General features: G+C 27.6%; 2 protein-coding genes. One reads left to right on the plus strand and one right to left on the minus strand.

Annotated features, from left to right (window positions below; translation table 11 throughout):
* The first annotated feature begins 414 nt into the window (after positions 1 to 414).
* A complete protein-coding gene (locus tag VLM92_RS04760; RefSeq protein ID WP_325275212.1) occupies positions 415 to 846 on the plus strand; it encodes a peptide deformylase in 432 nt (143 codons plus the stop codon).
* A 223-nt stretch (positions 847 to 1,069) separates the two neighbouring features.
* Here VLM92_RS04760 and VLM92_RS04765 read toward each other — a convergent pair.
* Positions 1,070 to 1,691: hypothetical protein (locus tag VLM92_RS04765; protein WP_331681683.1), on the minus strand; the 622-nt coding region annotated here is incomplete at its 5' end.

A 1,691-nucleotide genomic window follows, 5' to 3' on the forward strand; every position in this document is an offset into this window, starting at 1 on the left:
CCTCCTTAATATTTTTTAAGCTTTAAGCTTAATTAAATTATAGGTAATATGGTTGGTTACAGATATTAAAGAAGTTTATAAAAGTTCTTCATTAAAGATAAGCGAATGTTTAATAAATTATAATTATAAAGGCTATAATTGTTGATCATTGTGGTGTGCGTCTCAACCAGTAAAATCCACCAAAAGTATTGATGTTTTATCAATACTTTTTTATTTATCAAATATTCTATTGAGATTAATAACTAGTATATTGAATTGATAATATAATTAGGATAGTATTATACTATTGAGATAAAAATAAATCATAAGTTGAGCAAATAATAATTTAAAAATTTACATACTTACACTAATCTAACATATTAGAGTATAATTTTATAATATAGAATATAAACTGATATTAATTCAGACAAATAAATTAGAAAGGTTGGAAGACGGATGATAAGAACAGTTGTAAAAGATATATCATTTTTAGAACAAAAATCAGAATTTGCAACGAAAGAAGATGTAGAAGTTATTAATGATTTAATCGATACATTAAGAGCAAATTTAGATCATTGCGTAGGTATGGCAGCTAATATGATAGGAGTAAAAAAACGTATACTGGTATTTAGTGTAGGTAATATTATAGTTCCTATGGTAAATCCAGCGATACTAAACAAAGAGAAGCCTTATGAGACAGAAGAAAGTTGTCTATCTTTAACTGGTTCTAGAAAAACAACGAGATATGAAACAATAGAGGTAGAATATCTAGATATAAATTTCAAGAAGTATAAACAAGTATTTACAGGATTTACTGCACAAATTATTCAGCATGAAGTAGATCATTTTGAAGGTATAATAATCTAATAGATAATATGGCACCGAGGGATACAATTATTGGAGATTTATACAGAGTTATACTAAAAAATAAAGTAGAAAATCGTGGATATGATTCTTGAGAATCGTCTCCACCAGTGAAACCCACGATATACTATCGTGGGTTTTTTTATGATTTGCAACAAACATAATCCTATTTGTTTCAGAAGGTTCGATTAGGTAAAGGATAACTTTTATCGGGTGCTACTGTTATTTATTCATTAGGATAACATTGTTTTGGTTCACAGATTCTTATAAACGGTACTTCAATTTGAACGAGTTTTTTAGATTTAATAACTGCAGTTACTTTTACAGTACAACGTAACTTATTATTACAAGATACCATTCCAACATGACTTGATTGGATACATGCACAAGTTACATTATTAACATCACAGCATACATCTGCACCTTCTGGTGTAACAAGAGTAATATTCTTATCAAAACATACTACTTTTTTAAATGCATGGTCATTAAAACATTTACTTGCAAAACGAATAAATACTTTTATTTGCAATTTTACATCCACTAAATCTTGTTGTTCATCTATTTTAGTTATATCCAATATACTACATTTAGTTTCTATAATATCACATTGAATGTCTTTAGCTTTATTTGAATTTGGAACTTCAAAAGTTTCTTTAAGTTCATCTTCAAACATACATGAGTCAAAGATTCTTGTTGTTTCAATACACATTCTATCTAAAGGAGTTGGGCATGGAAAATCAATATTTGCTATTGCTATTCCAAGTGGGAAATCTCCAACAGAGATAGTATCTACCACTGTATTTGTGTTTGTATCAATTACAGAAACATTATTAGTATAAGCGTTTGTA

Source organism: Romboutsia sp., from assembly GCF_035470145.1.
Lineage (GTDB): Bacteria > Bacillota > Clostridia > Peptostreptococcales > Peptostreptococcaceae > Romboutsia_D.